Here is a 25,371-nt window from a genome sequence, read left to right as displayed (position 1 = left end):
ACGTTGCTTTGGCGCGTTTTTTATATTCCGACTAAAATAATTTCACAAAGCATAACACCTGCGGTTATTTTTCAAGCAATTTCGCCAGTACAGCTACACATTGTTCCAACTCGGTCGGTGTGGAAGAGGCAAAGCCAAGCCTGGTAAAATTTGGCGACAGCGGACTATTCTCGCCCTGGAAATACAGCCCTTTTTTTAAGGCATTTTGGGCAAGCCTATTCAAATCTATCCCCGAATCAAAATAAGTCCACACGGCCATGCCCCCCTCGGGCACTTTAAATTGCACGTAATTTTTCAGGTTATCATTCAGTAATCCGCAAAAAAAATCGCGCCGCTGCTGGTATACCCGTAATGATTTGCGCAGGTGGCGTTGTATCACACCATTTTGCAAAAGCTCGGCCATGGCATTCTCCAGCATGCTATCGCCCTGGCGATCAATGGTACGCCGTAGTTGGCCCAAATGCTCAATAACATTTTCGGGACCAACCAAATACCCAACCCTTATAGCAGGCGAAATACTTTTTGAAAAAGCACCGCAATACAGCACCATCCCCGCATCGTCGGCGCTCGCCAATGGCATCAGCGGCTTATTTTGGTAATGAAAATCATAATCATAGTCGTCCTCAAAAACAATGAAGCCATGTTTTTGGGCCAGCTCAAGCAGGCGCACCCTTCTATCGGGCCGCAAAGCTACCGTTGTGGGGTAATGATGGTGCGATGTCACGTACACCATGCGCACGGTTTGCCTGCTGCAAAGTTCATCAAGCCTATCCACGTCCAATCCGTATTCGTCTACAGGCACTTTTAACAGGTTTGCGCCGGCCTGTAAAAAATTGGCTTCGGCACCCGCCCAGCCCGGTTCGGCGGTAACTACCGTGTCGCCATGTTGCAGCAGGCCGGTGCAAGTTAAATAAAGACCCATAACTGTACCCCGCACTATTAGGATATTGGCCGGCGTAACCCGCAGGCCTCGGGTGATATTTAAATAAGTGGCCAACTCCGTACGCAACCATTCCGATCCTTTTGGGTCGGCGTAACCCAAACGCGTGTAGGGGTTGCCTGTTAAAAGCTGTGTGCGGTAAGCCCTCGAAAGTTCGGTCACTGGTGCCAGGCGGGTGTCGGGGAAACCATCGTCAAGATGCAGATCAATGTTTAAATCGACGATCTTGCGTTGCAGGTGCGGCGCCTCCTTTATACTAAAGCCGGCTATCTTAGCTACATCTGGGCTGTTATGTATTAATGGCCGGGGCTTTGTAACCGGTAAATGGCCGGCCACAAAAGTTCCGCTGCCGGTATGGCTTTGCAGCCATCCCTGGGCAAGCAACTCGTCATACGCCCTTATCACTGTTTTACGGTGCAGGCTTAGCCAAGTGGCCAGTTGCCGGGTGCTGGGTAGCCGGTGCCCGGGCTGTAACGTGCCCGCCTTTACCATAGCCATAAGCTGATTGGCCAGCTGAATGTAAACTGGCAGCTGCGCCTGTTTATCAATTATTAAGCTTGATGAATATACCTGCATTAAATTGGACTACTTATTTTGTGTTATCTGGAGCATTATCACCATCCAATAAACGCATAATTTTACCAAAAAACAAAATCATGGCAAATCCACCAGCACATCTTATCCCCAGCAGGGCAGCAAAAAGGGCAAATTACGAGCCCGAAACCATCAACAGTATCCTGGATGAAGCATTATATTGCACCATCAGCTACTCGGCAGATAACAAGCCATACGCCATCCCTACCGCGTTTGTGAGGTATGGCAACCGCATTTATGTGCATGGCTCGGTAGGCAGCCATTTGATGCGCGAACTGGAAAAAGGCATCCCGGTTTGCATCACCGTTGCCCTGATGGACGAACTGGTGGTAGCCAAATCTGCATTTCACCACTCTGTAAATTACCGGTCGGTAGTGATATTTGCGCAGGCAGAAAAAATTGAAAGTGTGGCCGATAAAACAGAAGCTTTTAAATGGCTTACCGAAAAAATTGTGCCCGGCAGCTGGGATTACCTACGCCCGATAACCGACAGGGAGGTACTTAAAACCACAGCGCTTGCGTTTAAAATTGATGAGGCATCGGCCAAGTTACGCACCGGCATGCCGGTTGATGATGACAATGACCTGGAACTGCCCATTTGGTCGGGCCTTATTCCCCTGCAAACCAAACGGCTGACACCCATACCCGATAAACTAAGCGAAGGATTGCCATTGCCGACTCATCTTGCCGCTATTTAGTGCTAAAAAGGGTGTATAGCCTCATTTTTAATTCAGCCAACGTGTATTTTTTATATTTTTGCTTAAAATAATTTAACAATGGCCGAAATCAGTATCTCCAATAAAGATTGGGAACGTGTAAAAATTAAAGTTCAACGTAAATATAACAACCTTAGCGACGAGCAGCTAAAATATACCGAAGGACAGGAAGAGGCACTGATAACCAAACTTATGGAGCTTGTAAACCGTAACAGGGAATATGTGGTATTCACCCTTAAAAAAGCTTTGGTGAATATTGACAATAACAGGCTGTAAATAAGCGTTTAGTTGTAAAAAATCGATAGCTTTTCGTATTTTTATATGCTTTAAAGTTGTACCGGGTATGGTGATCTCAAAAAAATACAGAAAGATAGGTTTGTTTGCCGGCATCGTAACGCTGGCTGTTGGTGTTGCGGCTTTCGACGATGACCTGTTCCAGATATCAAAAAACCTGGATGTTTTTGCATCTGTTTATAAAGAGGTAAACATTAACTATGTTGATAATGTTAACTCGGCCAAGCTGGTAAAAACTGGGGTGGATGCTATGCTGGATGGACTGGATCCTTATACCGAATTTGTACCCGAATCGGAAATTGAGGATTATAAGTTGCACTATGTAAGCACCCAGTACGGTGGTATTGGCGCAAGCATTTTTACCCGCAACGGCAAAGTATACGTATCTGATGTATTTGAGGGCTTCCCGGCCCAAAAAGGTGATGTACACCCCGGCGACCAGGTGCTTAAAATAAACGAAATTGACCTTAACGGAAAAAATAACGACCAGGTAAGCCTTTTACTCAAAGGATCAAAAGGAGCAGCCATTAAGCTATTCATTAAGCGCGATAACGTGGCCCAGCCCTTTGAAAAAAACCTGGTGCGCGATGAAATTAAACAACCAAATGTTTCATACGCCGGTATGGTGCAGGGCAATATGGGCTATATTAAACTGGATAAGTTTTTAGAAAACTCGGCCGCCGAAGTAACCAACGCCCTGGTATCCCTAAAAAAGAACAACCCCAACGGCATCATCCTTGATCTGCGTTCAAACGGCGGCGGTATTTTGCAGGAGGCTGTAAAAATCGTTAATCTTTTTGTGCAGAAGGATGTAGAGGTTGTATCGCAAAAAGGCAAAATAAAAGAAAAGAATTTTACTTATAGCACCGTAAGCACGCCGCTTGAACCAAGCCTGCCATTAGTGGTATTGGTTAACAGCCACTCGGCATCTGCGTCAGAAATTGTTGCCGGCTCGTTACAGGATCTTGACCGTGCCATTATTATTGGCCAGCGCAGCTATGGCAAAGGCCTGGTACAGCAAACCTTTAACCTGCCTTATAACAGCCTGGTTAAAATTACCATTGCCAAATACTACATCCCATCGGGCCGCTGCATCCAGGAGCTGGATTATACGCACCGTAAAGACGATGGCAGCGTAGTTAAAGTGGCCGATTCATTAATACACGAGTTTAAAACTAAAAATGGCCGCTCGGTTTATGACGGCAGCGCTATTTACCCCGATATTTTTATTAAACAGGAAAAGTTTGCCAACATAACCCAGGCGCTGGTAGGCAAACTGCTGATATTTGATTATGCCACCGTTTACCGCGATAAACACCCTAAAATAGCCGATACCAAATCGTTCGTTTTATCTGATGGCGACTACAGTGATTTTGTAAAATACCTGGCCGATAAAAACTATAACTACACCACTTCATCGGAAAAGGTGCTGAACAGCTTGAAAACCGAAGCCACCAAAGAAAAACAGTTTACAGATATACAGGCCGAATACGATGTATTGAAGGCCAAGTTAATGACTACCAAAAAGAACGACCTGCAACTTCATAAGGACGAGATAAAACAGGTGCTTGAAAACGAGATAGCCTCCCGCTATTACTACGAAAAAGGCCGTTACGAAGTAAACTTTAAATACGATAAGGAACTGGCCCAGGCCGTGAAAACCATGCAGGACAAAACTCAGCTGGCTTCCATCCTTAAAGGCGAAGGCAATTACAAAGTAATTGGTAAACCTATGCTGGCCATGGCCGGCAAAAAGGTTGCTGCCGAGAAAGACACGGACGACGACAATAACTAAACAACTCATTAACTGACACTTATCCCCATTGTAAACATTGTAACTGATTAGTTACCCCCTCACCTATGCTTTAAACTAAACTTTTTGTGCTGGCTATTGTCATACATCCAAACAAAACAATAGCACTATGAAAAAGATCATTTTAACAGCCGCGATATTTTTAGGCTGTTTAGCAATAAAACCTGCAAGCGCCCAGATTAGTTTAAGCATAAATATTGGCAGCCAGCCCGAATGGGGGCCAACCGGTTATGACCGGGCCGACTATTACTATATGCCCGCCATTGACTCATACTACGATGTAAATGCGCACCAGTATGTTTATTTCAACAACAACGTATGGATCCATTCGGCGGCGTTACCGCCCCGTTACAGCAATTATGATGTTTACCACGGATACAAAGTTGTAGTTAATGAACGTACGCCGTGGGTACACAACACTGTTTACCGCACAAAATATGCAAACTACAGGGGCCATCATGACCAAACCATTATCCGCGATAGCCGCGAGGTTAAATACAAAGACCACTGGAATGGCAATGGCCGAGGCAACTCCCGTAAGGTAATTGTACACAAAGAGGTACGCAAAGATCGTCGTGATGACCGTAAAGATGACCGTCACGATGATAAAGGCCATGGCCACAGAGATTAATTTTTGATTGTTAATTTTTATACAAAACAGGCTTCGGTAATACCAAAGCCTGTTTTTTTATGCGCCGGATGGCCGTACGAAAGTGTTTTTTTTAATATTTAAACTTTTTTGATTAAATATTGTCATACATCCAAACAATGCTACCGTTTGGCAATCTATTGGTCGTCAAACAAGGGGGCACTACTTAAACAGAAAACAAATGAAAAAGATGATCCTGTCGGCAGCAATATTATTAAGCTGCTTCGCTGTTAAAACAGCCAGTGCCCAGGTAAGCGTGAGCTTTGGGGTAAACATTGGCAGCCAACCTGCCTGGGGCCCGGTTGGATACGATTATGCCAACTATTATTACATGCCCGATATTGATACTTACTATGATGTGCCAACACACCAGTACGTATACTTTGATAACAATGTATGGGTGCACCGAGCCTATTTACCGGTTAGGTACCGCAACTATGATTTATACCACAGCTATAAAGTGGTTATCAATGATCGCAACCCCTGGGTAAGAAACGATGTTTACAGAACAAGGTATGCCGGCTACAGAGGCCGTCATGACCAGGTTGTTATCCGCAACAGCCACGATGTTAGGTACGCCAACTACTGGAGAGGCAATCATGACCGCAGGGTAGCATACACCCGTGGCAATGGACACTTTGACAATGGCAACCATGGTGGTCGTGGCCCACAATTTCATGGCAACGGCGGCGGTCATTTTGGTGGCGATCATGGTAACCATGGTGGTGGAGGCGATCATGGCAACCATGGCGGAGGGGGTGAACATGGCGGTGGTCATGGTCATCATTAATAACTAAATAAAATAACAAAACAGGCTTCCGGTAACACGGAGGCCTGTTTTGTTTACATAAAGTCCATTAAATAATTACACAATAATAATTGTATCTTTATAAAAAGAAAGGAGATACAAAATGTCAAGGCCAGTATTAAAGGTAGAGAATTATGCGCCGGATGAGATAAAAGCAATGTTCCGGGACGATGAGCGTTACACAATAGGGATACGTTTGTATGCTGTCTACCAGGTATCCATAGGACAGCCAAGCAGAAAACTGGAAGAATTATATAATACCAGTTTTAAACAAATCACTAATTGGGTACATCGGTTTGAAAAAGAAGGCATAGACGGTTTAAGGGATAAGCCAGGCAGGGGCCGGACAGCAAGACTGAATGAGGTACAGCGGAACAGGATAGCTGATTTGTTGACAAAGGAATCGCCCGCAGGCCATGGTTATAACACCGCTACATGGACAGGGCCGTTGTTGATCGAATGGATAGCAAAGAATTACGGCCTTGTTTATAAGAAAGCCCAGATTTATAATATTATTAAATCATTAGGCTTTACCTATCAGAAAGGGCGGGGTTTATTCCCTGAAACGGATACACAAAAACAAGAAGCATTTAAAGTGGCATTAAAAAAAACTCCTTGAATTGCCCCCGGATAGTGTATTGCTTTACGAAGACGAGTGTTCGCTGTCCAACACGGCTACGGTAAGCTACGGGTGGTCAAAGAAAGGCGAACAACCTCAGATACCGTGTAAGCAGCGAAAAAGGGAAAGGCAAACTGTTTTCGGAAGTTATAATTATGATACGGGCCAAATAACGGTAAGTTTTGCAGATAAAGGCAATAGCCATACCTTTAAGAAACATCTGAAGAAAATACTGGCAACCTATAAAGGAGTATCAAAGATAATTGTGGTATTAGACAATGTAGCCTACCACCATGCAAAGAAAATAAACGCATGGATTGAAAGGCATCCGGTATTAGAATTGTTTTTCCTACCACCATACAGCCCTGATCTCAATGCAGTTGAAAGGGCGTGGTGGTATATGAGAAAGAAAATAACGCATAACAGGTATCTTAAGACCCTTAAAGAAAGAAAGGCTGCTTTTTGGAAAATGTTCTCTCATTTCCTAAAACCCAATATTGAACTAAAAACCGTTTGTGAAATTAATTATTAGACCTTATATAAAGCCGGTTTACAATATTAAGCATCCTTAACTATTACAAACCGGCTGGTTTTTATTTATGTTTGTATGTTTCCAGTGCAACAAGGATGTATACATTATCAGAAGAAAATTATCTAAAGGCCATTTACCGTATCGCGCAGCAAAAAGACGTTAAAATAACGCCAACGGCCATAGCCGAAGCGCTGGGTAATAACCCCGCCTCGGTAGTTGATATGATCAGGAAGCTTACCGAAAAGGAGCTGATAGCCTATGATAAAAAGGTGGGCGTAAAACTTACCCCACAAGGCTTAAAAGATGCGGTACTAATTGTACGCCGGCACCGCCTTTGGGAAGTTTTCCTGTTAGAAAAACTGGGCTATCATTGGGACGAGATCCATGATATTGCCGAGGAGCTGGAACACATCAGCGATGCAACACTGGCCGACAGACTTGACAAATTCCTGGGCTTCCCCGAATACGATCCTCACGGCGATCCCATCCCAAAAGCCAACGGAAAGGTGCCCAAATCATTTTCGGTAACGTTAACTGATCTTAAGCCTGGTGCGGCATGCCGCGTGGCAGCCGTGCGCGATACCAGCAACTCGTTTTTGCAATACCTCATCAAGCTCAATATTGGCATTGGTACCCGCATCCAGCTCGTCGAAAAAATACTTTTCGATAATTCCCTCGTGATCAGCATCAACGGTAAAGAAAACACTACCGTATCGCAAAAATTTGGCGAGAATATTTTGATTGACTGAGCGTTGGATTTTTTTTTCCGGGACGCTAAGGGAGCAAAAAAACAAATGAATTACTTTTCGTCATACCATGTTTGCGTCTTTGCACAAAATAAATTGCCATCCAATCTATTCAAAAAAATTGTCAGTTTTTTGTCTTTATTTCTTACCCTTTCCTCCAATTTACAGCTAAATCGTCGATTTACGTTATTCGCAATCTTGTTTTCATCTTATTTTCATACAAGCAATCTACCTTAGTTGTTGTAGAGGTGAGAGGTAACATTTTTGTTATAAGCAAAATCATTTCACAGCGGGATTTGAGTAGTTTGATTTTTTGACGATAAAAAATTTATTTTATGCTGGCAGTAAAAACTTTAAGTAACAATTTAACCACCTACAAACGCAATGTACACGCTATGGGTGATAAATTTGAGATTAGTGTGGTTGGGAATGACCCTTTATTGGCCAATGAACAAATAGAAATTGCTATCGACGAGATAAACCGGGTTGAAAAACTACTTTCGGCTTTTGGCGATCACAGCAATATTAAACAAATTAACCGTGAAGCCGGTGTAGCGCCCGTAAAGGCTAATGGCGAAATTTTCAGGTTAATTAGCCGCGCTTTACAGATATCTGAACTTACACACGGCGCTTTTGATATTACCTATTTTACCGGCAATACCGGCAACGATACATCTTCGGTTGAAAACGTGACTGTTAAAACGGCCCCTTACTCAGTAATGCAAACCAACTATCAAAATGTTGTACTTGATGCCACCAGGCAAACTATCTTTTTAAAAGAAAAAGGTATGCGTATTGGCTTCGGCGCCAACAGTAAAGGCTATGCTGCCGATAGGGCAAAGTTTGTTTTACAAATGAATGGTGTTACCAGCGGCGTTATCAATTCAGGCGGCGACCTGTTAACCTGGGGTACGCAACCCAACAACAAACCATGGACGGTAGGCACTGCCGACCCTGAACAAAGGAAACAACCTTTCGCTCATCTTAACATCAGCAATATGGCTTTTGCTACATCGGTAAATGCCGAAAAATATGCCAGCATCAGCAAGAAAAAATTTCAAAGTATTGCCAATACCAATAAAGGTTTCCCGGTAAGCGAAATTAAAAGTGTAAGCATACTTAGCCCCACTGCCGAACTGGCCGATGCTATGGCATCCCCTATGATAAGCATTGGCATTAACGCCGGTATGTACTTAATTAACCAGCTAAACCAAATTGCCTGTGTTATTGTTGACGATCAGAACCGTGTTTACACTTCAAAAGGCGTTAGTATATAACCCTGCTTCAACTGCATTAATTTTAAACCAATCATAATTATTCCGGCAAGTGTGTAATCACTTGTTTATGCAAGCATTGTCCCCCGGCTTAAATAAACTGGTGATAATTGTTATCAACAGTACCCCCGATTTGGGTATTACTGTTTATATTGACCGATATTTGAATATAATTTTAAGTTTTTCTTCCTCTCAATGGTAAAGTGGTTTGCGTATATTGTCCTGTTATTGATATTTACGCCACGATTATCAGCTGCCGGTACAACAAACAGCCCATCACATCCGGTTGAATACCATCATGCGGTTAAGTTGCAATATCATAATTTACCGGCCGATACTACGTTATCAAAAAGTAAAAAGGAGCAGGAAGAAAAAAATAAAATTAAAGAGGTAGCTAAGGCAAAACGGCAGGCCAAGCCGGCAAAGGTAGATGAAAACACTCCGCCTGTGCCGCCTAAACCCAAGCCTAAAAGACAGCGCCGCCCTGAAGGGTTGGAGCGCCCGCCAGAAATACCTCGAAGAAATGGCGATTAAACAGGTGGTTAACAAACAATTTACCAATTTTTGATGAAGTACCTTTGCTTACTTTTTTTTATTGCCGGCAGTAATGCCTTATACGCTACGGGTATTAACAACACGCTTTTTACCGGTGGCAACATCCACATTGTGGCCGATACAGATACCGTCATCAGGAAACAATCTGTTTCGGTAGGGATAAACTATGGCAGCGACGCGCTCTTTTTCGGGCGCACCAGCCCGGTTAAATATCCCTTTGTTACAGGCGATGTTATTTATAACACAAAGCAAGGCTTTTTTGCTTATGGCTCTATTTTAAAGGTTTTGGGGTATGCGCCGGTTGACGAAGTTGATGTTGGCGGCGGCTACTTTTATAAATTTTCTAAACAGTTTTCAGGAGCGGTAAGCTATACCCGGTTTATATTTAATAAACAGGCCAATGTTATTAAGTCGGCCTCGTCAAATGATATCAACCTAAAAAATTCATACGACTGGAAGTTCTTGAAAACCAGTGTTATAGCCGACTATCTTTTTGGAAAATCCAACGATTTTTTTGTTACCGTTACAAACTCCAAATATATTGAAACCAGCTGGAGCATTTTTGACGACCAGGATTACCTTTCATTCAATCCATCATTTAACTTTATAACAGGCACTCAAAATTTTGTACAGCGCTACTCGGTAGATCATCGTTTTAAACAAGAGATTGACAATATTTATGTGTACGATGACCCAAACTCGGCGCGTTACAACCGTAAGTTTAAAATGCTTAACTATAGCTTTAAAGTACCTATTGCTTATAACCGGCCTCATTATACCCTTGAGGCCTCCTGGCGTTATTCAATCCCTGTTAACGTAGAGGGGGTGCTGGAAAACCACAAAGAATCGTTTTTTAATCTTACATTTTTTTACTTGTTTTATTAATAGCAGCGCATGAATGTTTTGATCATCGAAGACGAAAAAGCGCTTGCACACGAGCTGGAAATATTCCTGACAAATTATAATTACATCTGCGAGGTTTGTTATGACGGGGCTTCGGCATCAGAAAAAATTGCTGTCAATTTATACGATTTTATCCTGATTGACCTCGGCTTACCGGATTACGATGGTCTTGACCTGTTAAAAGAGGTAAAAAAACAAGGTTTAGACGCCGCATGTATTATACTAACTGCCCGTACCGAGATTAATGACCGCATTAAAGGGCTTGATTTGGGCGCCGATGATTACCTGCCCAAGCCGTTTTCGTTACTTGAACTGCAAAGCAGGATGCAGGCCATCATTCGCCGTAAGTTTGGGGTAAAAAATAACATTATTGACCTTGATGGTTTCCTGATTGATTTAACCAACCGCACCATTTCATATGGCACCAGCATGGTTAACACCATTACCAAAAAAGAATTTGACCTGATTGCTTACCTCATTCTGCATAAAAACCGCACGCTTACCAGGATGCAGTTAAGCGAACATATTTGGGGTAGTGTGGTTAATAATGATTACGACTCCAATTACATAGACGCACACATTAAAAATATCCGGAAAAAGTTAAATGCATTTGCATCGCCCGATTGGTTGGAGACCGTGCGCGGGTTGGGCTATAAAGTAAAGATAAACGCCTGAATATTTGAAATTAAGGACAAAACTTACGCTTTTTAACGCCATATCAAAATTGGTGATTGTGATACTGTTTGTATTGCTGGTACCCGTATTGATAAAAAACATAAGTAGCAGCTATGTTGATAGCAAGCTGATAAAGCAAAAAAACAAGCTGCTGCAAATTGTAAAAAGCCAGGGTATTGAAACCTATATTGTAAACGGCGAAGGGTATGGTAGCTACCTGCCCCTTAAAGATGAATACATTAGTCTTGACGAAGTTGACTCCAAGTATTTTTTAGATACCATCCAACGCGGTAAACGCCTTTTTAGCGAAGGCGATACATTGGAGTATCGCATATTGAGCCATACCTTTAAGGTTAAAAACAAAAACTACCTGCTGGAGATTGGAAAAAGTGTAGATACGCTTGACGAAACCAGTGTCCCGCTGCAAAACCTGGCCTTCGAGGTATTGTTAGGTATGATATTGCTTACTGTACTTGCCGACCAGGTTTATTCCAATTACGTACTTAAGCCCTTGCGTATTATAATAAAAACCAAGTTGGTAGGTCAAAAGTTTCCCAATTTTCAGTCGTACCGCAAAGTGCGCACTACAACATCTGATTTTGAGCATCTTGATCTGAGCATCCATAAAATGATTGAGACTATTGCCGATAAATTTCACCGGGAGCGTGAGTTTATTTCCAATGCATCGCATGAGTTGATGACGCCTATATCTATCCTTCAATCAAAAATTGAAAACATGTTTGAGGAAGAGGATATCAATGACGAACTAAAGGTGCGTTTGCTGGAGATGCAGAAGATCCTTAACCGGCTTAAAAGTATCACCAAAACACTGCTGCTGATATCACAGATTGAAAATGAGCAGTTTTTAAAAGAGGACAGGGTTTTAGTTGCCGAACTGCTGCAAGATGTTTATGACGAAATCTCCATCCGCCTGCAAGATAAAAACATCAGTTACGAAATTTCAATCCCGGATAACTGGTACATGGTTAATATCAACAAATTCTTGTTATTTAACTTGTTTTTCAACCTGATTAACAACGCCATAAAATATAACCGCGAAGGCGGTAGTATCCGGGTTGCCGCTGTGGCTGTTCACGACAAATTTTTAATCAGTATAACCGACACGGGCATAGGTATTGATGCCGACGCCATTCCTCTTATATTTAACCGCTTTAAAAAATTTCGCCAGTCATTACAGCAGGACAGCTTTGGCCTTGGCCTGCCTATTGTAAAATCAATAGCCGGATTCCATGATATCGAAATTGATGTGGTATCAGAAAAAAATGTGGGCAGTACCTTCAAACTTATCTTCCCTGCTACTTTAATCATAGTTAGCTAAGCGACTTCTTTTCGCTTATTTTTGTATCTGGAATTTTACATTTATGTACTAAAAATTAGTCAGCATCTTTGATTAAGACTAAACGTTACGCTCTTTTCAAACCCTTGGTTTCTTAATTGTTAAAAAAATATAGCGGCAGTGTGGATTTGCAGGCAGATCTGGTTGGTTTATCCCAATTGGGCTTTTGGCATCTGCTTTGCAAATGGTACTGTATATATACAATTATACTATTATGAAATCTTTAAAAATCAAGGTAGCAACTTTAAGTTTAGCATTGGCTACAGTTGGAATATTAGGCTCGGGCTGTAATTCATTAACTAAAACACAAAAAGGAGCTGCCATTGGCGCAGGTGCCGGTGGTACTGTAGGCGCTTTTATTGGCAAGGCTGCAGGTAACACTGCTTTGGGTGCTATTATTGGTGGCGCCGTGGGTGGTACAGCAGGTGCATTTATTGGCCGGAATATGGACAGGCAAGCTGCCGAAATTAAGCAAACTGTGCCTGGCGCTACTGTAACCCGCGAGGGTGAAGGTATACTGGTGAAATTCGACTCGGGTATTTTGTTTGATACCGATAAATCTGCCTTAAAAGCAGAAGCACAAAGCAATTTGCAAAAGCTGGCGGTATCGCTTCAAAACAACCCCGAAACCAATATTTTAATTGTTGGCCATACTGATAATACAGGAAGTGACGCGCACAATATGGATTTATCAATACAAAGGGCACAATCTGTAAAATCGTACATCGCTGCTCAAAATGTTCCCGCATCACGTTTACAAACCTCGGGCAAGGGCGAAACCGAACCAATTGCCGACAATACTACAGTAGATGGCCGTGCAAAAAACCGCCGGGTAGAAATTGTAATTGTTGCCAACTCAACCATGAAAGACCAGGCTAAACAGTCGGCTCAATAATATAATTTAATAGTTTTAAGATCAAGTTAATCAGAAAAGCCTGGCCGCGAGGGCCGGGTTTTCTTGTTTTATGGCTGGCAACTATCTTTCCCGCTTGTTACAAATGTGCTATTTGGCAACAACTAAAACCCCTTCCAACTAAAATATTGCCAGTAGGGATAACAAAACAGGCGGTAAGTTCGGTAATATTCATTACATCAACTTTCTCTCTCCAAAAACAATTTGTAATCAACAAGTTAATCACCTATTTTTGTTATATGCTAAAAAAATCAGGAGCGGTATTATTGACTATGCTGTACGTTGTTACAGTATTAGGCTTTGCGCTTAACCTGCATTATTGCGGCAACTACATCTCATCTGTTAAATTGAACGCCCCTGCTGTTGACTGCGGCATGGATAAGGTTGCTGGCAAAATAAAATGCTGTAAAAACAGCCATTTACAGATAAAGGTTAAAGATGTACACCAGGCCGAAGAAGCATCCTTTTTAAGCCAAATATTTGGTTTTGAATTACCTCACCTTCCATTTGGCAATTATTCCTTTTTTCCGCAACAGCCCTCGCTCGAAAAGTATTTTGACCGCGCACCTCCCGATGAGCCGGTACAAAGTTTAGCAACTTTTATCAAAAATTGTATTTTCCGGATCTGATAAGTTAATTGAACAGCTAATAACCCGGTATATTACCACAGTTTAATTCAATATTAATTTAAAAAGATTCAAATGAAAACGCTTAAAATATTCATCATTATATTTTCTCTTTCTGCTACCGTTGCAAAAGCTCAGTTTACCAAAGCTGAATTACAGGTTAGCGGGCTTACCTGCGCCCTTTGCGCCAAATCAACAGAAAAAGCACTCCGCACCCTGCCTTTTATAGGCGACATTAAAACCGACCTGATCCGCAATACTTACCTTATCACCTTTAAAAACGATGTGCCTGTAAATTTTGAGTTAATGAGCAAAAAAGTACAAGGCTCGGGATTTTCGGTAAACAGCTTGAAAGCCACTTACAACTTTGATAACACCAAAGTAGCCGATAACAATTTCAGCTACGGAGGCGATACCTACAAGCTACTTAATCCTGCCAATAAACCAACCAGCGGTACAGTTAATGTTACCGTTGTTGATCAGGGATTTGCGCCAAAATCGGTATCAAAAAAATACCTGGGTCAGGTAACAGATGCAGCACCTTCTTCCGGCCGTGTTTATCATTTAGCCATATAATTAATCATTTTTTATGAGAATCTTATTTCTGGCTATTTGCCTAACGGCTATGGCATGCCCTGTTTTCTCGCAGGAATTGTATGTAAACACCGAACCAGCCAGTAATATGGCCACCAGTTCATTAGGTATGCGGATAGAAAACCAGGGCTTTTTTAGCCCTACTTACAAAAACCGCAGCACTATTGAAGCTATGTATGGCGTAAGCCGCCACCTTATGGTACATGGATCTGTTTACATGTCTGATTATTACAGCAACAATCAGCATTTTGATGGAGGCAGTGTATACGCCAAATATCGGTTCCTTTCGATTGATACTGTTCAGCAGCATTTCAGGGGGGCCGCTTTTGTTAAACTGGCCAGCATCAATAATCCTGTGCCCAACCAGGAAATAACTTTAGAAGGAGATAACAGTGGCCTGCAAAGCGGTGTTGTATTTACACAACTGCTGCATAAACTGGCTATATCCGGCTCGGCAGGCTATATCCGGGCGTTTGATAATGCCGGCGGACATGCACTACCTGAATTTCAGGCCAGAAATGCCATCGCCTATACCCTATCGGCCGGTTACCTGCTATTACCCCGGCACTACCGCGATTATAGCCAGACAAACATGAACCTATACGTAGAACTGTTAGGCAAAACAAATCCTGGACACGTGCAAAGCTACCTGGATGTTGCACCAGCTGTGCAGTTTATTTTTAACAGTTTATGCCGGTTGGATTTTTCGTACCGCGCACCACTGTACAATGCCATGGAGCGCAACTCCAAAAACATGTACCTGGTTAGACTGGAGTATAACTTTTTTAATCTGTAGTTCTTCCAAAACTTAAAGGCGCGGCCATTTTCATGCCTGCGCCTTTAAGTTTTATTTTTTAGGTTTAATGCTTACACGCGGATATAAATCTTCTTTTTATCCAGCAGGTAACCCACAAGCCAGCAAATAAGCATATAGCTTATGGCAAACAGCAATGAGCCTATTGCACCGGGTATTATAGCCTGGTAAATATTGGTATTTATCCAATTATATAAACTGCTACCCTTTACAGTAAACATGTAAAAGAAAATCACTAAAGTTTCTGACAGTACATAAAGTGGTAGTGGATTTTTACCCAAGATGGTAAAAAACCTTGTCCAGTTGCCTTTGTTCCAATCATTAATCTCCAGGGCATATACCAGGAATGACAGGATCACCAGATCAAGGCCGGTGGTTATCAGTACAAACGGGCTGCTCCATAGCTTTTTGTTAATAGGGAACACCATATTCCAGCATAGGGCAATAAAGATGAACAGGCAGCCCATGAGCAGCATTTTTGATATCACATCGTACCCTTTACCTTTTTGCTGAATGAATTTGCCGGCGTAGTAGCCAACAACCACGTTTACAATAGCCGGCAAGGTGCTCAGGATACCTTCAGGATCAAATGCTTTTCCTTCGCCATGGTACATATGATCGGCGCCAAGTACAAGCTTATCCAGGTAATAGCCAGCGTTTCCGGTCATACTTAACGGGTTTAGCGGATCGCCAAAAACAAGCAGGATAATCCAATAAGCTACCAGGAACAAGATGGATAAAATAATGACCGAACGCTTTGATAAAAAATGGATCATGAGCGACGCAAAACAGTAACACAACGCGATACGCTGCAATACCCCGAAAATACGGGTATGGCTTATCGGCGAAAACTCAAAGTGCCCTTTATCAAAATTGAAGAAAGGGAACCAATACATGAGGTATCCTATTAAAAATATCAGTAGCGTGCGTTTAAATATCTTGGTAAGTACGGCGGCATTACCCATCTCGATATAGCGCTTCATCGAAAAGCTCATGGCGTTGCCCACCGCAAATAAAAACGAGGGAAATACCAGGTCGGTTGGGGTGAAACCATGCCAGGCTGCATGCTGTAGGGGCGCAAAAGCATCAGCCCCGCTCCCTGGTGTATTCACGATGATCATAAAACATAAAGTCATCCCTCTAAATACATCCAGCGATAAAAATCGTGTCGATGATGTGTTCATATTGTGGTTTATAGTTGTTGGCCGGTTTACAGCAGGGGTAATACGCAGCAATTTGAGAAAATCTGCCGGGATATAAAAACCCCGGCAGATATAATTATAATTTATTAATGGTAACCCGGGTTTTGTTTAAGCACCGGCGATCCGCCTTTGGCACTTAAGTCAATCTCAATAAGCGGAATGGGGTAATATTCGCTTTTGCCTTTCAAAAATTTGCCTCCCTTAACATCGTTGGTAAACTTGCTTTCATAGGCCATATAGGCATTTAACTCGGTATCGGCAATACCCCACCTAACTAAATCAAAAAAGCGGTGCCCTTCCATTGCCAGTTCAATTTTACGTTCAAAATAAATGGCTTTCAGCGCAAAGTCTTTACCTGTAAAAGCACCGGCAGGGTAAACGCTGACTTTATAATTAGCAGCGGGTGTGTTGGTGAAACCAGCGGTAGGGTTATCATTGTCTTTATAGTTGTGTACCCATCCAGATGTGTTGGCCGCTCTGCTGCGCACCATGTTTACATAACTTTCAGCCTTATTAAAATTACCCAGCTGGGCTTCAACTTCGGCGGCCATCAATAGCACATCGGCATAACGAATAAGGTTTACATTAATACCCGAACCAGGTGCCCACGAAGTGTTATCCCCGTTTTCACTTTGCTCGGCCTGGCCATATACATTTTTTATGGGCGAGTAAGGGCCCCCGTATTGTTGATCGCGTACCCAATCGGTGCCCGGGTGGATACCCCAATCAAGATATGGTATGCCTCGGCGGCCAACAGTCCAATCAAGACGGGGATCTATGGTACCGTCATCAGGTGTAAAATCATCGCCTGCCGCTACACCCATATCGGTTGTTAAAGCATGGCTGTTATAATCATCCAGGTATGGCAAGCCGGTAGCCGGGTTGGTACGAAAATGGTTGGCCAGCTCAATTGACGGCTGATAAAAACCACAGCAACTAAACGGACTGCTGTTACCATATGGAAAATTCAGCATATCGCCATCGTTGGCATTTGAAGGCCCGTTAGGATCACTGTTTGCGGCTGCCTGCACAGCAAAAACCGACTCGGCGCTATTATTGGTGACCGTTCTGAAATTATCATTAAATTTTTCGTTTAACGCATATTTTAAGCCCAACGCGGTTACGCCCTGCGCAATAACGGCATCAAAAACAGCCTTGGCCTCGGTATATTTATGCTCATACAAATATGTTTTTGCCAAATATGCTCCCGCCGCCCATTTGTTGGCCCGGCCTACATTAGCCTGTGTATTGGGCAAATTATTATAGGCATACAGAAAATCGGCCTCAATTTTTGGCCATATATCTGTTGTATTGGGCTGGTTAATATCTGTGGTGGCTTCGTCAAGGTAAGGCACATTGTTAAACATCTTCTTCAGATCGAAATAGTAATGGGCGCGTAAAAACCTGGCCTGTGCTATAATGTTTGTTTTGGTAGCTGCTGCAATAGTGGCAACTTTGTTAGTGATACCAATGGTATTGTTGGTTCTTGAAATCCCTTCATAATCGGCCCTCCATTTGCTGTCAAAAAAACCGTTGCTGGCATCGGGATTATACTTCATAATGGGCTCAATAGGCTGCTGATCGCCGGCAATACTTCCCTTTGAAGCATCCCCGCCGGCCACGCCGCCGTAAATCCAGTTATCGGGCGATGCCTCCCATGAGCCGCCACCACCTATGGCAGCATCGCCGCCCTGCTGGCCGTCAAGGGCAGCGTAGGCGCCTACTAATAATTCCTGGGCACCTGCTTCGGTTTGTAAAAACTGAGGCTCGAGCGCGCCGTTAATTGGTTTATCAAGAAATGTTTTTTTACATGCACCCAGCGCGAAAACGCTAAGCAACAGGACGCTGAAATATCTTTTTGCTTTCATTGTAATACTTTTAATGCTGTGTTTATAATGAAAAATTTACTCCGAATAAAAATGTACGTGGACTGGCGTAGCTACCCTCATCAATACCAAAATCTTTGGTATTGCCGCTCAATTCCGGATCGATGCCGCTGTAACCGGTTAATGTGAACAGGTTGGTTGCTGATACGTAGATCCTTAATTTTTGAACGCCTGCTTTTTTAAGACCAGGAATTTTGAAGGTGTAACCAATTTGCGCGTTGCGCATCCTCACGTAGGTACCGTTTTCAACAAAATAGGAATTTGGCGTTGCGCCACTGCTTGTCGATGCATCCAACTCCTGTATAGGCGCTTTTGCGTTTTGATGCGTTGGCGTCCATGAATCATTAAGCGCAGTATAGCTTTTGGCAGTTCCGTATGAGGCATAAAAGTCTCGCCAGTATTTAACACTGTTCCACAACTTATTGCCAAACGAGCCGTAAAGAAATACACTGGCGTCAAAGTTTTTATAATTTACGCTCAGGTTTAAACCTGTTGTAAATTTAGGGTTAGGGTTACCGATAAATGTGCGGTCGGCATCGGTAATTACACCATCGCCGTTAACATCTTTATACTTAAAGCGGCCAACTTTAGTATCTGATTGATAAACAGCATTAGGGTCGCCGCTTATTTTTTGAGCACCGGCATCGGCCGCATCAATTTGTGCCTGGCTATTCCAGAAACCATCTACCTGGTAACCATAAAATTCGCCCAATGAGTGGCCTACGGCACTCCTGGTTATCGGGCCGTCAAAGCGGCTGGTGGCATCGCCCGAAAAATAGTCCCTGTCATCAGATACTTTTAATATTTTGTTATTATAGGTTGTTAAGGTTCCTGTGGCACTAAAGCTTAGCTCCTTATTTACATTTAAATTAGTTGTTACAGATATATCTAACCCGTCTGTTTTCATTTTGCCTACGTTTTGTGCAGGCACATTACCATTACCGGCAGTACCCAATTGCTTGGCTGCATATAAAAGGTCTTTAATGTCTTTACGGTAATAATCGGCGGTTATGGCTACTTTTCCGTTAAGGAGGGTAGCATCAAAACCAAAGTTGGAGTTGATATCTTTTTCCCACAATGCGTTGGGGTTGGCTATCTGATCCTGGTAAAAACCTGGCAGCAACGCAGCATTACCATCTAAAGGATAGTATGACTGGCCTATATTGGTATTAAACGTAGTAAAGGCATCTTTGGCCCCCATGTTAATCTGGTTACCCATAATACCCCAGCCACCTCTCACTTTCAAATCGGTAAGCCATTTTACTTCTTTCAAAAAGCTTTCCTGCGAAATACGCCAGCCGGCACTAAAAGCCGGGAAGTAGCCATAACGCTGGGTTACCGGGAATTTAGAAGATCCATCGCGGCGAATGGTAGCGTTAAACAGGTATTTATTATCAAAAATATAATCAAGGCGGGCAAACTCCGAGAAAAGCGAGGTGGCACTTTTGCCACTGTAAATATTTTTGTTGGTGGTGCCTGTAGACAGGTTAACATAATCTGGGTCGAAGTTAAAAAAGCCTTGTATGCTGCCCCCTTGCCCGCTGTTGTATGTTTCTACAGATTCGGTACCTACTACCACATTAAAACTGTGTTTTCCGAATAGCTTTTGATAGGTAAGGGTGTTTGTCCAGTTGTAGGTGTAATTACTGTATGAATCTTCGCCATAACTGTTGGTTTGCGAATTTTCGACATTTTCGTAGGTTGGGTAATTAAAGTAATGGTCATTACCGTTGGTGATGTCGCCGCCAAAACTGGTACGCAGGGTTAGCCCTTTAACTATATCCGCTTCGGCAAACATATTACCCAACAGGCGGTAATCTGTAGCGCCGCTTACCTTTGAACGTTGCTGTATGGCCACCGGGTTGTTGGCATCGCCTAAGCCGGTGCCATAACTGCCGGCGTAGTTCCCTTTAATATCATATACCGGAATAATTGGCTGCTCCCTTAAACCCATGGCAATAACACCATCGGGATTGTTTGTGCTTACTTTAGGGTTTTTAGTAATAGAGTAAGCCAGGTTTTCGCCTACGCGGATATGCTTGGTAATATTAAATGTAGTATTTGAGCGTAAGGTGTACCGTTTTAAATAAGTATCAATCAATGTTCCCTGCTGGTTAAAATAATTGAGCGAGAACAGGTAGCTCGCCTGGTCGCTGCTTCCGCTTAAGGTTACGTTATGACTTGTTATCGGGGCCGATTTGAATAGTTCGTGATACCAGTCGGTACCTGCTTTATTCGCCCTCGTTATACGGTAAAAGTTATTATAGTCATCTGGCGATGTATACAACGGATTAACGTAATATTTCGACGGATCAACCGCCGGGCTTCCCTCTTTTGCGCCGGCAGGAGTAATATAATCTGGCAGTGTAAATTTTGAATTTGCCCCGGTAGGGTTATAAAGCGGGTCGGTAAAATCTGTTATTCCCGAATTTTTTTCGGCCATTAGCTGAAGGTCGGCCGTTTGCTGCGGATTTAAGGTATGCCAAACATTGCCTCCCTTGGGTACCTGCGAACCGTAATAAGCATCATACTGAATGCTCACTTTGCCCTTGCCCCTTTTGGTGGTAATGATGATAACCCCGTTTGCAGCCCTTGCCCCGTATATTGAAGCTGAACTTGCATCCTTTAACACCTGTAACGATTCAACATCATTTGGGTTAAGGGTACTTACATCATAGGTTTCCATGCCATCAACCACGTACAAAGGGGTGTTATCGCCAAACGTATTAAAACCCCTGATGTGTACCTGTGGCTCTTCGCCCGGCTGGCCCGATCCGGTTACTGTAACACCCGATGCCTGCCCCTGTAACTGGCTGTTAACTGATGACGAAGCTTGTTTATTCAAATCCTTAACATTTACTACCGCTACGGCACCGGTAAGGTCTTTCTTCTTTTGAGTAGTATAACCAACCACTACAACCTCGTTCAGCGCTTTTGATTCTTCAACAAGCTTTACGTTTACCACTGTTTGGCCGCCAATGGGCACCTCCTGTGGTGTAAAGCCTAAAAAGTTAAACAGGAGTATGCCTGTGCCATCGGGCAATGTAAGGCTATATTTTCCGTCGATATTGGTTACTGTTCCTAATGTACTGCCTTTAAGTTTTATGCTTACACCGGGTAGAGGAAGCCCCGCGGCATCTGTAACGGTACCGGTTACTGTAACTGTTGCTATAGTTTTGCCATCGGCCGGTTTAATAATAATGATATTATCAACCACCTGGAAGGTGAGCTGCTGATTTTTAAGCACATCCTTCATCACGGTTTCAATACTGGCGTTTTGCAATTCAACATTAATTTTTTTATCAATGTTAACCTGGTCCAGCCGGTAAAAAACCGTGTACTTGCTGCTTTTTTCAATCTGCTTAAACATCTGTTTAACAGATATATTGTTTACATTAAAGTTGTAAACGTTTTGCGAAAAAGCAGCTGCGTGTATTTGCATTATTCCCGTCAAGAGTAAAACAGTTACAAGCTTCATAATTTTAATCGTTTTTTGCCACGCACGCGCAGCCATTACAGATTTTCTGTCAAAATTTATCATAAATTTGTTTGTTAATCAGTTAATACGATGCTTCCCCAAGCGTAGGGTATTAGCTATTGATTTTATTGAGGGCCCGGAGTGTTAGCGCACACCGGGTTCTATTTTGAAAGAGAGAGCGTTAGTTTATCGCCATAGGTTATTTTGTTTTTAAAGGGTTAACAGATTAGTTTTTATTGTTTTTTGTGATGTTTATTGTATTGCCTGCAATAGTGTAATTAATGGCTGTATTACCTTTTATAAGGTTTAAAACTTTATCTATACTGGATATACTTTTAAAACTGCCCGAATAGCGGATGTTTTGCAATTCGGCATCGTCCATAATAATTTTTACATTGTACCTGCGTTCCAATACTTTAGATATCTCGTCGAGCGTATTGCCATCAAATACCAGCAAATCATCCTTCCAGCCATCGTAGCGGTCCATTTTTGCCGAATCAACCTGCGATACTTGTATCTCGTTTAGGTTTTTCAATTCTTTATCATCTTGCTTTACCGCGTATTTTTCAGCACTGGGATAATATATCCTGAGCACCTGGTGCGGCTTAACATAGATGCGGTTCATCTCGCGCGTGTTGTTATCTATGTTACCTTCAACCGCTACCTCGCCCTTTACAACCGTGGTTTCAAAAAAGGAGTCGTTAGCATAAGCTTTCAGGTTAAATTTTGTGCCGATATCCCTGATGGTATAATTTTTAGTGTTAACCAAAAACGGGATAGTTTTGCTGCCAGGAGCAATGTCGAAAAAAGCCTCGCCCTCCAGATAAACAGTCCGGTTTGTTTTATTAAAGTCTGTATTATATTTAAGCTTGCTGCCCGCATTTAGCCAAACGGTGGTGCCATCGCTTAAAACTATTTTTTTTACGCCCCCATTATTAACAAATACCTGCCTTGTACTCTGCACATTTTTTGAATAATGGCTTACAAGCACTGCTGTCAGTAAACCAAACAGGGCTACGGCTGCAGCCACCTTACTCCATACAGCAAGCACCCGGTATTTTGGTACATGCGGAATAGTTGCTGCCGAAAATTTGGCGAATGCTTTCTCCTCATTAATAACATCGGGCTGCAGGTACAACATGTTTTGCCAGGTTTCATATAGCTGGGCAAAGTACTGCTCATTCTCGGGGTGTGCATTAATCCATTCCTTCACCTGCCCCACCTCTTTTTCATCGGCTTCGCGGGTTATATATTTTACCAGTAACAGTTTTATTTCCTCGTTGTCCATTCGTGTTCTTATTAGCAAGACAACTGAAAAACCGCGCACCCTCAAGCGGAGTTAAAATATTTTTTATTAAATTCGGATAAAGGCAAAATTTCACCCTGCTAATTGCGAATTATATTCGCGATACAAAATATTTGCAGGCATATTCATCAATATTTCCATATTAAATTTGATGCTTTCAAAATTTAATCGTTAACTTGTTAAAGTTTTTTAAAAAGTATTTCTTTTTACCCACGCTATGAATAAATGATTACCTCAAAAACCAACACGTCAATAACAAAACTAACACAGGGCGACGCCGGCGCGTTTGAAGTTTTATTTAAACTTCATTATACCCGCCTTACGCTTTTCGCCAATCGTTTTGTGAATGATTTGCCGGTGGCCGAGGAGATAGTAGCCGAAATATTTACCGATTTGTGGGAGAAAGGTCATGAGGTTACGTTTTCAACATCGGTAAGCTCATACTTGTATAAAATGGCGCAAAACCGCTGCCTCAATTATTTGAAGCACCAGAAAATAGAAAATCTTTACGTTGACTACCTGCAAAAAAACAACCTGCTTGATGAAGTACGAAGCGCAGTTGAAAACGGGTACGAAGAAAAAGAACTGGCCCATCAAATAAAAGCAGCCATAAACACCCTCCCCGAAAAATGCCGTGAAATTTTTGTATTGAGTCGCTTTAGCGATATGAAGTATAAGGAAATTGCCAGCAAACTCAACATTTCGCCCAAAACGGTTGAACGCCAGGTGAGCATTGCCTTAGAGAAGTTAAGGCAAACCCTGAAGCATGTGAGTTATTTGTTAATGTTTTAGTAATGATAGTGGGATTGATGGATATGAATTGATCCGTTGTCAATTTTGTATACAAGGCAATGTTCTAAATTTATCCGTCGACACCACAAACCCGCTAAATTATGCTTTAACGGCTCTGGTTTGCCAGAACCTTCAAATGGAGTTCTTTCTATATCTTTTACTAAAGCATTTATTTTTCTTAAAATGGATTTATCGGTAGTCTGCCAATATAGATAATCTTCCCAGGCCTGATCGGAAAAACCGATTCTCACTCTTCAATCAGTTTTCTTTCGGTACCTAAACCATTTTCCAAATCCTCTATGCTTTTCATCAGCCGGGCAGAATTTGCAGGACTTTTAAGCAAGTAAAATGTTTCTTCCATGCTTTCATAATCAGCTTTAGAAATAACTACAACATCCTCTGCATTCGTACTTTTAACCACTAAGGGTTTATGATCATTGCGAACTTTATCCAGATAGAATTTAAGTTGTTGCCTGAAGGTTGTATATGTGGTAACTTCCATTTGCTTAATTTTAAATAAAGATATCCTGCTTTTATCCGTCAGTAAAACATTATTTAGGTTCGGTTACCCCAATCATCACCCCAAAGTTCCCATCTGTTTGCCCCCAGTTTTTTTCGGGCAAATAAGCCCTCGAAACAAAACCATCCAGATATAAGGCATTTTTACAGCCCATATTTTTAAAATACGCTGCAAAATCATAAAAATTAACGGGCACTTTAGAAATTACGAAAACAACTTCGCCGGTTGGTAAAATACCAACGCCATTCCTGATATTCAGGTTTGCTGACCCCGCTTTAAATGATGGATGAATTTGCCCACCTATCACCAGCATCGGCCCTGATTGGGTGGCGTATTTAATATCACCATGATCTTTAAACGAGGCTGTGCTACAAATAACCGCCGTATTGGTTGTTGTAAGATAGAAAACCCCGTTGGGCTTCAGGTAAAAATTGCCATTACCCGATGATGTATCTAAGGGCGATAATGTTTTTCTATTTTCGATGTACAGCCCTTGTGGCGATCCATCCGGTTTGTACATCCCTGCGTTCATGGCAAATACCAGCTTACGCTTATTATTATCAAGCCAAAGCTTCAGGTTTTGGATACTGCCGAAATTCGAATTTCCATCGTCCTTCCAATAAAGTTTCAGTTCGTGTTTTTTGGGGTTTACCCAATAGCTAAGAAAACGGTCTTCATCCTGATGTGTCCGTGTAAAAGCCAGTGCTGCCACTGCAACAAGCAGGGCAAAAACTGTGAATAGAAAACCCCTGCTCTTTTTCATTT

General features: G+C 42.4%; 26 protein-coding genes. 18 read left to right on the top strand and 8 right to left on the bottom strand.

Features of this window, described 5'->3' with window-relative positions:
• Positions 1 to 64: 64 nt before the first annotated feature.
• A complete protein-coding gene (gene pdxR / locus FSB76_RS15050; RefSeq protein ID WP_147054670.1) occupies positions 65 to 1,516 on the bottom strand; it encodes a MocR-like pyridoxine biosynthesis transcription factor PdxR in 1,452 nt (483 codons plus the stop codon).
• Positions 1,517 to 1,596: 80 nt separating this feature from the next.
• Between pdxR and FSB76_RS15045 the strand changes: the two genes are divergently transcribed.
• The 17 genes from FSB76_RS15045 to FSB76_RS14965 all read left to right on the top strand — a co-directional run bounded on the left by FSB76_RS15045 (position 1,597) and on the right by FSB76_RS14965 (position 15,404).
• On the top strand, positions 1,597 to 2,232 hold the full coding sequence (locus FSB76_RS15045; protein WP_147054668.1) for a pyridoxamine 5'-phosphate oxidase family protein: 636 nt from the start codon (positions 1,597 to 1,599) through the stop codon (positions 2,230 to 2,232).
• A gap of 78 nt (positions 2,233 to 2,310) precedes the next feature.
• The gene (locus FSB76_RS15040) at positions 2,311 to 2,526 is read left to right on the top strand and encodes a hypothetical protein (RefSeq protein WP_090638442.1); all 216 of its coding nucleotides are present in this window, start codon (positions 2,311 to 2,313) and stop codon (positions 2,524 to 2,526) included.
• A gap of 67 nt (positions 2,527 to 2,593) precedes the next feature.
• The gene (locus tag FSB76_RS15035; RefSeq protein ID WP_147054666.1) at positions 2,594 to 4,339 is read left to right on the top strand and encodes a S41 family peptidase; all 1,746 of its coding nucleotides are present in this window, start codon (positions 2,594 to 2,596) and stop codon (positions 4,337 to 4,339) included.
• Between the two features lie 127 nt (positions 4,340 to 4,466).
• Positions 4,467 to 4,988, top strand: a complete 522-nt coding sequence (locus tag FSB76_RS15030) for a hypothetical protein (protein WP_147054664.1) — start codon at positions 4,467 to 4,469, stop codon at positions 4,986 to 4,988.
• 199 nt (positions 4,989 to 5,187) lie between these two features.
• Positions 5,188 to 5,796, top strand: coding sequence for a hypothetical protein (locus tag FSB76_RS15025; protein ID WP_192910152.1), 609 nt, complete (start codon positions 5,188 to 5,190; stop codon positions 5,794 to 5,796).
• Between the two features lie 121 nt (positions 5,797 to 5,917).
• Entirely contained in the window at positions 5,918 to 6,433 is a 516-nt protein-coding gene (locus FSB76_RS15020; protein ID WP_147053445.1) for a helix-turn-helix domain-containing protein, read from the top strand.
• Between the two features lies 1 nt (position 6,434).
• A complete protein-coding gene (locus FSB76_RS15015) occupies positions 6,435 to 6,965 on the top strand; it encodes an IS630 family transposase (protein WP_225976314.1) in 531 nt (176 codons plus the stop codon).
• A 95-nt stretch (positions 6,966 to 7,060) separates the two neighbouring features.
• Positions 7,061 to 7,714 carry a metal-dependent transcriptional regulator gene (locus FSB76_RS15010; RefSeq protein WP_147054662.1) on the top strand — a complete coding sequence of 218 codons (654 nt, stop codon included), beginning with the start codon at positions 7,061 to 7,063 and terminating at the stop codon, positions 7,712 to 7,714.
• 332 nt (positions 7,715 to 8,046) lie between these two features.
• Positions 8,047 to 8,988 (top strand): FAD:protein FMN transferase, encoded by a 942-nt coding sequence (locus tag FSB76_RS15005; RefSeq protein WP_147054660.1) that lies wholly within the window; start codon positions 8,047 to 8,049, stop codon positions 8,986 to 8,988.
• Positions 8,989 to 9,180: 192 nt separating this feature from the next.
• Positions 9,181 to 9,519, top strand: coding sequence for a hypothetical protein (locus FSB76_RS15000; RefSeq protein WP_147054658.1), 339 nt, complete (start codon positions 9,181 to 9,183; stop codon positions 9,517 to 9,519).
• Positions 9,520 to 9,552: 33 nt separating this feature from the next.
• Positions 9,553 to 10,425, top strand: a complete 873-nt coding sequence (locus tag FSB76_RS14995) for a hypothetical protein (protein WP_147054656.1) — start codon at positions 9,553 to 9,555, stop codon at positions 10,423 to 10,425.
• A gap of 9 nt (positions 10,426 to 10,434) precedes the next feature.
• Positions 10,435 to 11,118, top strand: coding sequence for a response regulator transcription factor (locus tag FSB76_RS14990; RefSeq protein WP_147054654.1), 684 nt, complete (start codon positions 10,435 to 10,437; stop codon positions 11,116 to 11,118).
• A 4-nt stretch (positions 11,119 to 11,122) separates the two neighbouring features.
• On the top strand, positions 11,123 to 12,457 hold the full coding sequence (locus tag FSB76_RS14985) for a sensor histidine kinase (protein WP_147054652.1): 1,335 nt from the start codon (positions 11,123 to 11,125) through the stop codon (positions 12,455 to 12,457).
• Between the two features lie 232 nt (positions 12,458 to 12,689).
• Positions 12,690 to 13,370 carry an OmpA family protein gene (locus FSB76_RS14980; RefSeq protein ID WP_147054650.1) on the top strand — a complete coding sequence of 227 codons (681 nt, stop codon included), beginning with the start codon at positions 12,690 to 12,692 and terminating at the stop codon, positions 13,368 to 13,370.
• A gap of 257 nt (positions 13,371 to 13,627) precedes the next feature.
• Positions 13,628 to 14,017, top strand: coding sequence for an HYC_CC_PP family protein (locus tag FSB76_RS14975; RefSeq protein ID WP_147054648.1), 390 nt, complete (start codon positions 13,628 to 13,630; stop codon positions 14,015 to 14,017).
• Positions 14,018 to 14,089: 72 nt separating this feature from the next.
• Positions 14,090 to 14,590 carry a heavy-metal-associated domain-containing protein gene (locus tag FSB76_RS14970; RefSeq protein ID WP_147054645.1) on the top strand — a complete coding sequence of 167 codons (501 nt, stop codon included), beginning with the start codon at positions 14,090 to 14,092 and terminating at the stop codon, positions 14,588 to 14,590.
• Positions 14,591 to 14,603: 13 nt separating this feature from the next.
• Positions 14,604 to 15,404 carry a hypothetical protein gene (locus FSB76_RS14965; protein ID WP_147054643.1) on the top strand — a complete coding sequence of 267 codons (801 nt, stop codon included), beginning with the start codon at positions 14,604 to 14,606 and terminating at the stop codon, positions 15,402 to 15,404.
• A gap of 71 nt (positions 15,405 to 15,475) precedes the next feature.
• On the opposite strand, the gene FSB76_RS14960 is transcribed toward FSB76_RS14965, so the two are convergent.
• From FSB76_RS14960 to FSB76_RS14945, 4 genes are all read right to left on the bottom strand, one after another.
• A complete protein-coding gene (locus tag FSB76_RS14960) occupies positions 15,476 to 16,606 on the bottom strand; it encodes an acyltransferase family protein (protein ID WP_147054641.1) in 1,131 nt (376 codons plus the stop codon).
• 104 nt (positions 16,607 to 16,710) lie between these two features.
• Entirely contained in the window at positions 16,711 to 18,492 is a 1,782-nt protein-coding gene (locus FSB76_RS14955; RefSeq protein ID WP_147054639.1) for a RagB/SusD family nutrient uptake outer membrane protein, read from the bottom strand.
• Between the two features lie 22 nt (positions 18,493 to 18,514).
• Positions 18,515 to 21,952: a TonB-dependent receptor gene (locus FSB76_RS14950; protein ID WP_158642904.1), complete on the bottom strand. Its 3,438-nt coding sequence runs from the start codon at positions 21,950 to 21,952 to the stop codon at positions 18,515 to 18,517.
• 262 nt (positions 21,953 to 22,214) lie between these two features.
• Entirely contained in the window at positions 22,215 to 23,276 is a 1,062-nt protein-coding gene (locus FSB76_RS14945) for a FecR family protein (RefSeq protein WP_147054635.1), read from the bottom strand.
• 243 nt (positions 23,277 to 23,519) lie between these two features.
• Between FSB76_RS14945 and FSB76_RS14940 the strand changes: the two genes are divergently transcribed.
• Positions 23,520 to 24,086 (top strand): RNA polymerase sigma-70 factor, encoded by a 567-nt coding sequence (locus tag FSB76_RS14940; protein ID WP_147054633.1) that lies wholly within the window; start codon positions 23,520 to 23,522, stop codon positions 24,084 to 24,086.
• Here FSB76_RS14940 and FSB76_RS14935 read toward each other — a convergent pair.
• From FSB76_RS14935 to FSB76_RS14925, 3 genes are read right to left on the bottom strand one after another with little or no spacing between them, the layout of a single operon-like run.
• On the bottom strand, positions 24,083 to 24,337 hold the full coding sequence (locus FSB76_RS14935) for a Txe/YoeB family addiction module toxin (protein WP_147054631.1): 255 nt from the start codon (positions 24,335 to 24,337) through the stop codon (positions 24,083 to 24,085). The two genes, FSB76_RS14940 and FSB76_RS14935, sit on opposite strands and share 4 nt — an antisense overlap.
• On the bottom strand, positions 24,334 to 24,588 hold the full coding sequence (locus FSB76_RS14930; RefSeq protein ID WP_147054629.1) for a type II toxin-antitoxin system Phd/YefM family antitoxin: 255 nt from the start codon (positions 24,586 to 24,588) through the stop codon (positions 24,334 to 24,336). Before FSB76_RS14930 ends, FSB76_RS14935 begins: the two co-directional genes overlap by 4 nt.
• A 49-nt stretch (positions 24,589 to 24,637) precedes the next feature.
• Positions 24,638 to 25,369, bottom strand: a complete 732-nt coding sequence (locus FSB76_RS14925; RefSeq protein ID WP_147054627.1) for a phosphodiester glycosidase family protein — start codon at positions 25,367 to 25,369, stop codon at positions 24,638 to 24,640.
• Between the last annotated feature and the right edge of the window lie 2 nt (positions 25,370 to 25,371).

Origin of the sequence: Mucilaginibacter ginsenosidivorax (genome assembly GCF_007971525.1) — a bacterium.
Lineage (GTDB): Bacteria > Bacteroidota > Bacteroidia > Sphingobacteriales > Sphingobacteriaceae > Mucilaginibacter > Mucilaginibacter ginsenosidivorax.
This window is presented reverse-complemented; position numbering and strand designations above follow the sequence as displayed.

Excerpts from the sequence above, each read along its gene's own strand:
- pdxR (WP_147054670.1), bottom strand. The coding sequence starts at position 1,516 with ATGCAGGTATATTCATCAAGCTTAATAATTGATAAACAGGCGCAGCTG.
- FSB76_RS14970 (WP_147054645.1), top strand. The coding sequence starts at position 14,090 with ATGAAAACGCTTAAAATATTCATCATTATATTTTCTCTTTCTGCTACC.
- FSB76_RS14975 (WP_147054648.1), top strand. The coding sequence starts at position 13,628 with ATGCTAAAAAAATCAGGAGCGGTATTATTGACTATGCTGTACGTTGTT.
- FSB76_RS15005 (WP_147054660.1), top strand. The coding sequence starts at position 8,047 with ATGCTGGCAGTAAAAACTTTAAGTAACAATTTAACCACCTACAAACGC.
- FSB76_RS15025 (WP_192910152.1), top strand. The coding sequence starts at position 5,188 with ATGAAAAAGATGATCCTGTCGGCAGCAATATTATTAAGCTGCTTCGCT.
- FSB76_RS14930 (WP_147054629.1), bottom strand. The coding sequence starts at position 24,588 with ATGGAAGTTACCACATATACAACCTTCAGGCAACAACTTAAATTCTAT.
- FSB76_RS15000 (WP_147054658.1), top strand. The coding sequence starts at position 9,181 with ATGGTAAAGTGGTTTGCGTATATTGTCCTGTTATTGATATTTACGCCA.
- FSB76_RS14965 (WP_147054643.1), top strand. The coding sequence starts at position 14,604 with ATGAGAATCTTATTTCTGGCTATTTGCCTAACGGCTATGGCATGCCCT.
- FSB76_RS14960 (WP_147054641.1), bottom strand. The coding sequence starts at position 16,606 with ATGAACACATCATCGACACGATTTTTATCGCTGGATGTATTTAGAGGG.
- FSB76_RS14990 (WP_147054654.1), top strand. The coding sequence starts at position 10,435 with ATGAATGTTTTGATCATCGAAGACGAAAAAGCGCTTGCACACGAGCTG.
- FSB76_RS14980 (WP_147054650.1), top strand. The coding sequence starts at position 12,690 with ATGAAATCTTTAAAAATCAAGGTAGCAACTTTAAGTTTAGCATTGGCT.
- FSB76_RS14950 (WP_158642904.1), bottom strand. The coding sequence starts at position 21,952 with ATGCAAATACACGCAGCTGCTTTTTCGCAAAACGTTTACAACTTTAAT.
- FSB76_RS15040 (WP_090638442.1), top strand. The coding sequence starts at position 2,311 with ATGGCCGAAATCAGTATCTCCAATAAAGATTGGGAACGTGTAAAAATT.
- FSB76_RS14940 (WP_147054633.1), top strand. The coding sequence starts at position 23,520 with ATGATTACCTCAAAAACCAACACGTCAATAACAAAACTAACACAGGGC.
- FSB76_RS15030 (WP_147054664.1), top strand. The coding sequence starts at position 4,467 with ATGAAAAAGATCATTTTAACAGCCGCGATATTTTTAGGCTGTTTAGCA.
- FSB76_RS15010 (WP_147054662.1), top strand. The coding sequence starts at position 7,061 with ATGTATACATTATCAGAAGAAAATTATCTAAAGGCCATTTACCGTATC.
- FSB76_RS14995 (WP_147054656.1), top strand. The coding sequence starts at position 9,553 with ATGAAGTACCTTTGCTTACTTTTTTTTATTGCCGGCAGTAATGCCTTA.
- FSB76_RS14925 (WP_147054627.1), bottom strand. The coding sequence starts at position 25,369 with ATGAAAAAGAGCAGGGGTTTTCTATTCACAGTTTTTGCCCTGCTTGTT.
- FSB76_RS15045 (WP_147054668.1), top strand. The coding sequence starts at position 1,597 with ATGGCAAATCCACCAGCACATCTTATCCCCAGCAGGGCAGCAAAAAGG.
- FSB76_RS14955 (WP_147054639.1), bottom strand. The coding sequence starts at position 18,492 with ATGAAAGCAAAAAGATATTTCAGCGTCCTGTTGCTTAGCGTTTTCGCG.
- FSB76_RS15035 (WP_147054666.1), top strand. The coding sequence starts at position 2,594 with ATGGTGATCTCAAAAAAATACAGAAAGATAGGTTTGTTTGCCGGCATC.
- FSB76_RS15020 (WP_147053445.1), top strand. The coding sequence starts at position 5,918 with ATGTCAAGGCCAGTATTAAAGGTAGAGAATTATGCGCCGGATGAGATA.
- FSB76_RS14945 (WP_147054635.1), bottom strand. The coding sequence starts at position 23,276 with ATGGACAACGAGGAAATAAAACTGTTACTGGTAAAATATATAACCCGC.